Annotated in this window: 8 protein-coding genes and 2 rRNA genes; 7 read left to right on the forward strand and 3 right to left on the reverse strand. The window is 70.8% G+C overall.

Going from position 1 to position 9718, the window contains the following annotated elements:
- The first annotated feature begins 90 nt into the window (after positions 1–90).
- The 6 genes from QMK28_RS05155 (at position 91) to QMK28_RS05180 (ending at position 7447) form a co-directional block, all read left to right on the forward strand.
- Entirely contained in the window at positions 91–963 is an 873-nt protein-coding gene (locus tag QMK28_RS05155; RefSeq protein ID WP_326435775.1) for a hypothetical protein, read from the forward strand.
- Positions 953–2293, forward strand: coding sequence for a hypothetical protein (locus QMK28_RS05160; RefSeq protein WP_326435776.1), 1341 nt, complete (start codon positions 953–955; stop codon positions 2291–2293). Before QMK28_RS05155 ends, QMK28_RS05160 begins: the two co-directional genes overlap by 11 nt.
- The gene (locus QMK28_RS05165) at positions 2290–3849 is read left to right on the forward strand and encodes an SCO6880 family protein (RefSeq protein WP_326435777.1); all 1560 of its coding nucleotides are present in this window, start codon (positions 2290–2292) and stop codon (positions 3847–3849) included. The genes QMK28_RS05160 and QMK28_RS05165 overlap by 4 nt, the downstream gene beginning before the upstream one ends.
- Positions 3850–3881: 32 nt before the next feature.
- The gene (locus tag QMK28_RS05170) at positions 3882–5315 is read left to right on the forward strand and encodes an ATP-binding protein (protein WP_326435789.1); all 1434 of its coding nucleotides are present in this window, start codon (positions 3882–3884) and stop codon (positions 5313–5315) included.
- A gap of 38 nt (positions 5316–5353) precedes the next feature.
- The gene (locus tag QMK28_RS05175; RefSeq protein WP_443050541.1) at positions 5354–7069 is read left to right on the forward strand and encodes a type VI secretion protein; all 1716 of its coding nucleotides are present in this window, start codon (positions 5354–5356) and stop codon (positions 7067–7069) included.
- Between the two features lie 96 nt (positions 7070–7165).
- Positions 7166–7447 carry a helix-turn-helix domain-containing protein gene (locus QMK28_RS05180; RefSeq protein ID WP_326435778.1) on the forward strand — a complete coding sequence of 94 codons (282 nt, stop codon included), beginning with the start codon at positions 7166–7168 and terminating at the stop codon, positions 7445–7447.
- 54 nt (positions 7448–7501) lie between these two features.
- Here QMK28_RS05180 and QMK28_RS05185 read toward each other — a convergent pair whose 3' ends face one another.
- Entirely contained in the window at positions 7502–8068 is a 567-nt protein-coding gene (locus QMK28_RS05185; protein WP_326435779.1) for a GNAT family N-acetyltransferase, read from the reverse strand.
- Positions 8069–8330: 262 nt separating this feature from the next.
- Between QMK28_RS05185 and QMK28_RS05190 the strand changes: the two genes are divergently transcribed.
- A complete protein-coding gene (locus QMK28_RS05190) occupies positions 8331–9332 on the forward strand; it encodes a hydroxyacid dehydrogenase (protein WP_326435780.1) in 1002 nt (333 codons plus the stop codon).
- Positions 9333–9430: 98 nt separating this feature from the next.
- Here QMK28_RS05190 and rrf read toward each other — a convergent pair.
- Both rrf and QMK28_RS05200 read right to left on the reverse strand, forming a co-directional pair.
- Positions 9431–9547, reverse strand: a 5S ribosomal RNA gene (rrf, locus tag QMK28_RS05195).
- Positions 9548–9617: 70 nt separating this feature from the next.
- Positions 9618–9718 (reverse strand): 23S ribosomal RNA (locus QMK28_RS05200); the annotation flags it as partial.

Genomic DNA, 9718 nt, shown 5'->3' on the forward strand with positions numbered 1-9718 from the left:
TCACACCACCACGCCCGAGCTACGACCGCCGCCGCTACGGTCATATGAAGGCGGCATGACGGCAACGGCGGTTGAGGGGGCGTACGCGCCATGAGTCCGGTCAACGGCGAATTCGACGGACGCGACTACCCGACCGCGGAGAACAGCGGCCACGGCCAGACCCGCACCCAGCTCCCGGACGGTGAGAGCCACGGCTTCGGCGACACCCGACGCGGCAACCGCTCCGGCTTCTCCAACCGGAACCTGCTGACCGTGGTCGCCGTCGTCGTGTTGCTCATCGCCGCCATCGCCTTCGCCAACCGCGGCGGCGGAAGCGCCGGCGCCGGCTCCGGCGGCTCCTCCGACAACCGCGACACCAACCGCGACACCGCCGCCCAGCCGACCGCCCCCACCGGCGAGAAGCCGGTCAGCGGGAAGAACGGCGGGATCGCCTCCGGGTTCCCCAAGACGGAGCAGGGGGCGCAGAGTGCGGCGGCGAATTACGCGGTGGCGTTGGGGAGTGACGGCATGTTCAAGGCCGACCGCAGACACGAGATCGTCGCCGCTGTCCACGACCCGGCTGTGGTCGGCAAACTGCAAGGGGATCTGGACAGGGCCTACTCCCCGAAATTCTTGGCGAACGTCGGCCTGAAATCTGACGGCTCCGCACCGAACGGATTCACCTTCGTATCGCGGACTGTCCCCGTCGGTTCCAAGGCCACCAAGATCGACGGTGACACCGCGACTGTCGAGGTGTGGTGCACCGGACTGGTCGGCCTCGCCGGCGAGAGCTCGACCAAGCCGGTCAGTGAAACCTGGTTCACGATCACCGAGAAACTCAAGTGGACCAACGACGACTGGAAGATCGAGTCGTCCAAACAGACGGCAGGACCCGCACCCGTGGGCGGCGATGACCGCGCCTCCAGCGCCGAAGAGATCACGAACGCGGTAGAGGGATATGGAGGCTTCACCTATGCCCGGTAGCCAATGCCGTCGCACTGTCTCCGTCACCGCCGCTGTGGTCGCTGTCCAGGTCGCGTTGGCTACCCGAGCGGCCGCAGCGCCCTCGCCCACCCCGTCTCCGGGTAAGAGCGACGACCCCTGCGACCTCATCGTCGGTCTCGCCAAGGAGTACTGCCAAAAGGGGGACGACAAGCCCGCCGGCAGCGGCCCCGATGGTCTCAAGTCCCCCGCCGACGCCCTGGACCCCCTCTCCTCCCTCGCCAAGGGCTGTGCCGAAGCCGCCTCCTGGATCATCGGGAAGCTCTCCAAGGCCGTCACCGCGACGACGACCGTCGACTTCACCAACCCCGCCTTCCTCCGCCAGTACGCCGTCGTCTTCGCCGCCTCCACCGTCCTGACCCTGGTCCTGTGGCTGCTGGCCGTCGCCAAGCGGGCGGTGCGCGGAGTGCCGCTGCACGAGGCGCTCAGCGAGGCGATCGGGTTCCTGTGGCTGACGGTGCTCGCATCCGCGTTCACGCCGCTGATCCTCTATACGGTCGTGTCCGCCACCGACGCCGTCACCGAAGTGGTCGCAGCCGGGACCTCGTCCCATACCGACGCGTTCTTCGGCACGTTCGCCGAGGCGCTGAAGAAGGGCGACAACATCGGCGGCGGTCCGATCATGCTGATCGTGGTGTCGCTGGTGTCCATCCTCTCGGCCGCCGTGCTCTGGCTGGAGCTGGTGATCCGGGCCGCGCTGCTCTACGTCGGGGCGCTGCTCGGGACCGCCGTGTACGCGGGCCTGGTGGACAAGAACATGTGGGGCCACGTCCGACGCTGGGCCGGGATCATGATCGCGGTGATCCTGGTGAAGCCGGTGATCGTGATCGTGCTCGGGCTGGCCGGGGCGCTCGCCGCCGAGGACGGGCCGAACGCCCTCTCCGCCGTCGTCTCCGGACTCTCCATCATCCTGCTGGCGATCTTCGCGAGCGCGATGATCTACCGCTTCGTCCCCGGCTTCGGCGACGAGGTCGCGTCCGCCCGCAGCAACCGCAAGACCGCCTCCTCCAACCCGGCCGCGGCCGTCATCTCGTCCCCCGCCGCGCTGGTCTCCCAGGGCATCAAGACGCACAGCTCACGCAGCTCCAACGGCGGCGGAGGCTCGGGCGGCGGATCGGGCGGCGGCGACAACGCGTCCCGCTCCCAGGCCCGGCCCGCCAACCCGATGTCCGGCGGCGTCGCCGCCCACAGCTCCCGCAACAGCGGCTCCGGATCAGGTTCCGGATCGGGTTCCGGCAAGGCCCCCGCGTCCGCCGCCCCCGCACCCCGTACCCAGAACCGCAACAACAGCACCGGAGGTGACGGGCGTTGACGACGCAGTCCCATCCCATCGCGCCCCGCCGTACGTACCTGATCGGTCGCGCACGCCCCAACGCGATCGTCGGAAAGAACCGCGAGACCGGCGAGATCGCGGTGATCGTCGCCGGAGCGTTCCTCGGCATGATGTGCGGGCTCCTCGTGCCCATGCTGCCGCTGCGCATCCTCGCCCTCACCGGCTTTCCGGTGCTGGGGCTGGCCGCCGTGTACGTGCCGTACAAACGGCGCACCTTCTACAAGTGGTTCGAGATCAACCGCTCGTACAAGCGCACCCTGCGCCGCGGCACCACCTACCGCTCCGCCTCGGCCGAGGCCGGGACGCGGGCCGACGGGCGGGAGATCGAGATCGGCCCGCCGCCCGGCATCGGCCGGATCAACTGGCTCGCCGCCCCCTTCGGCCCCGACGAGATCGCCGTCCTGCTGCACGCCGACCGGCGCACGGTGACCGCCGCGATCGAGATCGAGGGCCCCGGCGTGGGCCTGCGGGACTCGGAGGACCAGGAAGCGCTGGTCGACCGGTTCGGGACACTGCTCAAGCACGTGGCCAACGGCGACGGCTTCGTGACCCGGCTCCAGATGCTGGCCCGTACGCTGCCCGCCGACCCCGACGCGCACGCCAAGGACGTCGAGCGGCGCGGCGACCGCAAGGCGCCGTTCTGGCTCCAGGACTCCTACGAGCAGCTCCAGTCGATGGTCTCCACCTCCTCCGAGCAGCACCGCGCCTATCTCGTCGCCTGCATGCACTACACCCGCGAGCTGGCCTCCGAGGCGCACGCCATGGCGCGCGCGACCAAGCACGCCAACCAGGGCAACGGGCGCAAGCTCGACAAGGACGCGGGCCTCGCCGTCGTCATGGCGCGCGAGCTCACCGACATCTGCGCGCGGCTCGCCGAAGCCGACATCCGGGTACGGCAGCCGCTGGGGCAGGGGCGGCTGTCCTCGCTCGTGCACTCGATGTACGACCCGGACCACCCCATCGACCACATCCAGGCGATGACCAAGCGCAACGCCTGGCCGGCCGAACTGGACGCGATGGAGCCGACGTACCTCAAGGCCAAGACCCGCGAGTCCTCGACCCGCGCCCCCTGGTGCCACGCCACGGCCTGGGTCAAGGAATGGCCGATGACGCCCGTAGGCGTCAACTTCCTGGCGCCGCTGCTCGTCCACACGCCGGACGTGATCCGTACCGTCGCGGTCTGCATGGACCTGGAGCCGACCGAGCTCGCGATCGAGCGGATGCTGACCGAGAAGACCAACGACGACGCCGACGCGAGCCGCGCCGCCAAGATGAACCGGACCGTCGACCCGCGCGACGTCGCCGCCCACGGGCGCATCGACCAGCGCGGCGAGGACCTGGCGAGCGGCGCGGCCGGCGTCAACCTCGTCGGCTACATCACCGTCTCCTCCCGCAACCCGGAGGCGCTCGCGCGCGACAAGCGCACCATCCGGGCCTCGGCCGGCAAGTCCTACCTCAAGCTCGAATGGTGCGACCGCGAACACCACCGCGCCTTCGTCAACACGCTTCCGTTCGCGACCGGCATCCGCCGGTGAACCGCCGCTGAGGAGGCGTACCCACCATGCCCATGCTCGACCCGCTGTCCGCCGCCACGGACGCCTTCACCAGCTTCCTCTTCGGCAAGACCGAGACGACCCGGCTGCCCGTCCGCACCTCGACCGGGCAGGCGCAGGCCGTCTACCTGCCCACCGCGGCCCCCGGCCTCGGCGACTCCGGCGTGATCATCGGCCGCGAGGTCTACAGCGGCAAGGGCTACATCTACGACCCCTTCCAGCTGTACGGGCAGCAATTGCCCGCACCCCACTGGCTGGTCCTGGGCGAGTCCGGCAACGGCAAGTCCGCGCTGGAGAAGACCTACGTCCTGCGGCAACTGCGCTTCCGCGACCGGCAGGTCGTCGTCCTCGACGCCCAGGGCGAGGACGGCGTCGGCGAATGGAACCTCATCGCCCAGGAACTCGGCATACAGCCCGTCCGCCTCGACCCGATGGCCGCGATCGACCAGAACATCCGGCTCAACCCGCTCGACCCGGCGATCACCACGACCGGCCAGCTCGCGCTGCTGCGCACCATCATCGAAGTGGCGATGGGGCACGGCCTCAACGAGCGGGCGGGCTTCGCGCTGAAGGTCGCGCACGCCTACGTCAACGAGACCATCACCGACCGGCAGCCGGTGCTCACCGACATCGTCGAGCAACTGCGGCACCCGGAGCCCGAGTCCGCCGAGGCGATGAACGTCGACGTAGACGACGTACGCGCCTGGGGCCTCGACGTGGCGCTGGTGCTGGACCGGCTGGTCGACGGCGACCTGCGCGGCATGTTCGACGGCCCGACGACCGTCGGCATCGACCTGGACGCGCCGCTCATCGTCTTCGACCTCTCGCACATCGACCGCAACTCGATCGCGATGCCGATCCTGATGGCCATCGTCGGCGTCTGGCTGGAGCACACCTGGATCAGGCCCGACCGCAAGAAGCGGATCTTCCTGGTCGAAGAGGCCTGGCACATCATCAACTCGCCCTTCGTGGCCCAGCTCTTCCAGCGGCTGCTGAAGTTCGGGCGACGCCTGGGCCTGTCCTTCGTCGCGGTCGTGCACCACCTCTCGGACGTCGTGGACGGCGCCGCCGCGCGGGAGGCGGCGGCGATCCTCAAGATGGCCTCGACCCGGACGATCTACGCGCAGAAGGCCGACGAGGCACGGGCGACCGGGCGGGTGCTCGGGCTGCCCCGGTGGGCGGTGGAGATCATCCCGACGCTGACGCCGGGCATCGCGGTCTGGGACGTCAACGGCAACGTCCAGGTCGTCAAACACCTGATCACCGAGGCGGAACGGCCGCTCGTCTTCACCGACCGCGCCATGACCGAGTCGTCCGGCCCCTCGGCCTCGGAGCTGGAAGCGGAAGCCGGGCTGGCGATGCGGCTGGCCAGGGAGGCCGAGGCGGAGGCGGAGGTACGGGCGTCCGCGCTGGAGCAGCGGATGGCCGACGAGTCGACGGTGGCCTGACGGTGGCCCCTTCGTCGCAACCGCCGCGGGGGCCCCGCGTGCGGCATCCGCAGTCGCCGTACGCGTCCGAGGGCAGTGGCGAGCGCGGGCCCGCACGCTCGGAGCGCGGGATTCCCGACTCGCTCCTCCTCTCGGTGCTCGCCTTCCTGCTCTCGCTGACCGTCCTCGTCTGGCTGGCGACCGGCCTCGCCGGCCTCTTCTCGCACGGCGGCTGGCCCGACGGCGTCCGGTTCACCCACACCCCACTGGCCATCCGCCACCTGGCCGGCCACCCGCAGGACCTGCCGACGGCCTGGCCGCAGACCCCGGACGAACAGCTCTCGGGCTACGGGCTGTTCTGGGGCATCCTCGTCAGCGAACTGATGGTGCTGTTCGTGCTGACGATCTTCACGCTGGGCGTGGTGACGCGGTACCGGGCGGTACGGGCAGCGCGGCGCGAGGACGCGGCGGCGGCGCGGGCGGCGGGGGCGGCGGGGGCCGCCGGAGCGGGTACGGCGGAGGCCGGTACGGCAGGAGCCGGTGCAGCCTCCGGTCCCGGCGCGGGCGGGGCTCCTGCGTACGGTCACCTCGCTCCGGGCGGCGGCGTCGAAGCAGAGCCACCGGCCCGGGAGCAGCCACCCCGCACCCCGGCAACAGCCGCTACGGACACGGCTCCCGCGCCCCGACCCGCCGCACCGCCCACCCCGGCCCAAACGTCCCCGCTTCCCCTCCCCGTCCCCCACCCCCTCCCCCCCCCCCGGCCCCCCCCCCGCCCCGGCCCCGTCCCCGTCCCACTCCCCGTCCCCGTCCCCGTCCCGACCCGGCGCACCGGCGAACTGACCGGCTCGCAGGCTTTGTTCCTCCCCTCCCCCCAGGACCGCCGCGAGGCCGCGATCCTCACCGTCCAGGCGGCCGTCGGCCCCGTGCTCGTCGTCACCTCCGACGCCGGGATCTGGGCGGAGACCAAGGGGGCGCGCGCGAAGCTCGGTCCGGTGCACGTCTACGACCCGACTCATCTGTGCGACACCCCGGCCCGGCTCCGCTGGTCGCCCAGCCGCGGCTGCGAGTCCCGCGAGACCGCCGCGGCCCGCGCGGTGGCGCTGCTCGCGCCCATCCGGCCCGTCCACGCGATGGACTCCGCGGTGGCCGAGGCGGCGGAGACCTTGCTGCGCTGCTGGCTGCACGCCGCCGCCGTCGACGGCCGGCCGTTCCGGCTGGTGCACCGGTGGGCGACGGGCGGGGCCGCGCACGAGCCCGTACGGATTCTGCGGACGAACCCGAAGGCGGCCTCCGGGGCCGCCGGGGAGCTGGAGTCCACGCTGACCGGGCACCCAGAGCGCCGGGAGATCGCCCAGCAGCTCGCCGCGCGGGCGCTGTCCGCGCTCTCATCGATCCATTTGCGCGACGCCTGCGGCGAGAATCGATCCGATGCGCTCGCGTTGGAATCTTTCATCGACGAGGGGGGAACGCTCTATGTGGTCGGTGAAGTGATCGAGGATCCGCGCCGGAGACCTGACCCCGGCGCGATGCCCTTGCTCACCGGCCTCGTTTCAAGCGTGGTCGAGCACGGCCGGCGCATGGCCGCACGGTCATCCTCCGGCCGGCTCGACCCACCAATGACCCTGGTGCTGGACAACATCGCGGCCGTGGCCCCGATCCCCGCCCTTCCCGGCCTCCTCGCGGACGGCGAGGCGAGCGGCCTGCCCACCCTCGCCCTGTTCCGCTCCGAGGAGCAGGCCCGCGCGCACTGGCCGCGGCTCGCTTTGACCGACTGAGACCGGTTGACCGACTGAGACCGGATCCGGCTGTGCGCCTACCGGCCACACCGGTATAAGAATCACGGGATAAGCATCGGGATTAGTATCGCGCCCATGGTGAGAACTCCTTTGACCCCGCAGGAGCGACAACGCGGCGAGCACTTCGGCGCCCTCCTCCGCGCGGCCCGCGGCTCCCGCAGCATGGTGCACGTCGCCGCGGCGGCGGGCATCTCCGCGGAGACCCTGCGCAAGATCGAGACCGGCCGGGCGCCGACCCCCGCCTTCTTCACCGTGGCGGCGCTGGCCGCCGCGCTGCACCTGTCCATGGACGACCTGGCCGCCGCCTGCGCCGAGGGCGCCGCCTACGCCGAGCAGGAGCAGGCCCTGTCGGCCTGAGCCGCGGGCGGGCTGGTCAGCGCGCGGGCGAGGGCGGCCACGAGACCGGCGCCCCTACGTCCGCGGCAGCGCCAACTCGTACTCCGTCTCCGTCGGGACCGGTGGGAACGCCATCGCCACGCCGGTCTTCTCGAACCCGATCCGGGTGTAGAAGGCCAGCGCCCGCGGGTTTTCGCCGTGCGCCCAGAGCCGGACCCGCTCGGCGTCCGTGTGCTGCCAGGACCAGTCGACGGCGGCCCACAACAGCAGTTCGGCGACCCCGGTGCCGCGGTGTTCGGGCCGTACGTAGACGCCCACGATGTGCGTCTGCCGGGGGACGGCGCCGTCCGACTCGACCACATTGAAGGAACGTTCCGGCAGGTCCGTCGGATCGGTCTCGTCGAGGATGGCGAGCATCGCGACCCAGGTGCCCGCCGCGTCCGCCGCGATCATGCCCGTCGAGCCGCTGCCCTCCGCAGCGGGCGTGGCGCGGCCCCGCCAGAAGGAATCCGGGGCCTCCAGGCACGTGTCGTAGTCCTCGACGAACGCGACGCGCGCGGCCGGATCGCTGAGGGCAGCCAGTCTCAAGGTCTTCAGCTCGGCCCAGTCCTCGACGGCGACTGTCCGGATCTTGTAGTCCATCCACCGATCCTGGCATCCGACCCCGCCCTGCCCGCAAGGGCATTTCGAAGCCGAACGTCGAGCCGGCACGTCCGAACCGGCGAACACCGCCGTGAAGTCCGGCAGCTCGCCGTGGCGCGCACCCGGCCCGCTGTCCCCGCCCGTCTCTGCCATACGGGTCCTTGACCACCCTCTCAGCAGCCCCCTAGCCTCTGGCGACACACAGAAACCGCTTACTGTGCGCCACCGATCACCATCATCACCGAGCAGGCAGGGGCCGTCCGTGGCAGACCGACCGACAGCAGTGCTGGCCATGGGGGCTGATGAGGTCGCAGCCGTACTGCCGCCGGACATCCGGGCCCGTCTGGCCGAGTTGACGAACCTCGCGCCGGGGGCGCTCACCGGCGCGCTCACCACCCCCGACGCGCGGTCCGCGCTCGCCGACGCGCACCTGCTCATCTCCGGCTGGGGCTGCCCCCCGCTGACCGAAGAGGTCCTCGACAGCGCGCCCCGGCTGCAAGTCGTCATCCATGCCGCCGGATCGGTCAAGTCCCTGGTGACCTCGGCTGTTTGGAAGCGGGACATCATCGTCTCCTCGGCCTCCGACGCCAACGCCGGGCCGGTCGTGGACTACACCCTCGCCGCCATCGTCTTCGCCGCGAAACGGGCGCTGCCGACCGCCGCGTCCTACGCCACCGGCTGGCCCGCCTTCACCGAGCGCGAAGGCGCCGACGGCCGCACGATCGGCGTCATCGGAGCGTCCAGGATCGGCCGCCGTGTCATCGCCCGGCTCAACGCGACCGACCATGGCCACCGGGTGCTGCTGCACGATCCGTACGTCACGGAAGCCGACGCCCGCGCCCTGGGCGCCGAGCTGGTCGACCTGGACACCCTGTGCCGCACCAGCAGCATCATCACCGTCCACGCGCCGCAACTCCCCGAGACCCGGCACCTGTTGAACGCCACCCTGCTCGCCTTCATCCCGGACGGCGGCACAGTCGTCAACACCGCGCGCGGCTCGCTCATCGACACCGCCGCCCTCGGCCGCGAATGCGCGACCGGCCGGCTCGACGCGTACCTCGACGTCACCGACCCCGAGCCGCTGCCCGCCGGCCATCCGCTGCTGTCCCTCCCCAACGTCCTGGTCACCCCGCATGTGGCCGGCGCCCAGGGCAGCGAGGTGCGCCGCCTGGGCGCGTACGCGGTGGACGAGGTCGTCCGCTTCCTCCGCGGCGACCCGCTCCTGGGCCGCCTCACGGACGCCGAACTGCCGCGCTTGGCCTGAGGGAGTGGCTGGGCGGTAATCAGCAGTAATTGATTGTGAACGCAGAAAAGCTCCGGTCCCTGAACCGAAGTTCAGGGACCGGAGCTTTTCTAAAGATTGTTCGGCGGCGTCCTACTCTCCCACAGGGTCCCCCCTGCAGTACCATCGGCGCGGAAAGGCTTAGCTACCGGGTTCGGAATGTAACCGGGCGTTTCCCTAACGCTATGACCACCGAAACACTATGAAATACACGAACCGGATACACACAGTCGTTATTTCAGAACTACACAGTGGACGCGAGCAACTGAGGACAAGCCCTCGGCCTATTAGTACCAGTCAGCTCCACCCCTTACAGGGCTTCCACACCTGGCCTATCAACCCAGTAGTCTCCTGGGAGCCTTAACCCC

Source organism: Streptomyces sp. H27-D2 (assembly GCF_035828615.1).
Taxonomy (GTDB): Bacteria; Actinomycetota; Actinomycetes; order Streptomycetales; family Streptomycetaceae; genus Streptomyces.

Excerpts from the sequence above, each read along its gene's own strand:
- QMK28_RS05155 (WP_326435775.1), top strand. The coding sequence starts at position 91 with ATGAGTCCGGTCAACGGCGAATTCGACGGACGCGACTACCCGACCGCG.
- QMK28_RS05160 (WP_326435776.1), top strand. The coding sequence starts at position 953 with ATGCCCGGTAGCCAATGCCGTCGCACTGTCTCCGTCACCGCCGCTGTG.
- QMK28_RS05170 (WP_326435789.1), top strand. The coding sequence starts at position 3,882 with ATGCTCGACCCGCTGTCCGCCGCCACGGACGCCTTCACCAGCTTCCTC.
- QMK28_RS05180 (WP_326435778.1), top strand. The coding sequence starts at position 7,166 with ATGGTGAGAACTCCTTTGACCCCGCAGGAGCGACAACGCGGCGAGCAC.
- QMK28_RS05185 (WP_326435779.1), bottom strand. The coding sequence starts at position 8,068 with ATGGACTACAAGATCCGGACAGTCGCCGTCGAGGACTGGGCCGAGCTG.